Source organism: Cobetia sp. SIMBA_158, assembly GCF_046566945.1.
Taxonomy (GTDB): domain Bacteria; phylum Pseudomonadota; class Gammaproteobacteria; order Pseudomonadales; family Halomonadaceae; genus Cobetia; species Cobetia amphilecti.
Map to the genome: position 1 here is coordinate 1 of NZ_JAWJYL010000112.1, position 370 is coordinate 370.

The following is a 370-nucleotide window of genomic DNA, read 5'->3' on the forward strand; positions in this document are numbered from 1 at the left end:
GGTTGAGTAACTGTCCGTCTAAATCAATTAAAGTGACTTCGTTTACCGACCATTTTAGTACATCCCTTAATGCTAAACCGTCACCCCCGCCAATAATTAGCACCTTATCATGTCGGTTAGAGGCAAGCATAGCCGGATAAACTAGCATTGAATGGTATATTTGTTCGTCAACACTGGAGAACTGTAAGCGACCATTTAAGTACAGGTCGGTAATAGGTTGCGGTTGATTTTTGCTAAGTCGTTCTGTTAATACAACATGCTGATATTTAGTCGCTTGAGAATAAATAACTTTATCTTTATATAAGACGTTGCTTAGGCTATTCATCCAACTGCTGCCGAGCACTAAAATAAAGCCAAACAGCACAAGTAG

At 39.5% G+C, this 370-nt stretch carries 1 pseudogene; it reads right to left on the reverse strand.

Features of this window, described 5'->3' with window-relative positions:
- A pseudogene (locus tag R2R70_RS19210) lies at positions 1-370 on the reverse strand (spermidine synthase); the annotation flags it as partial.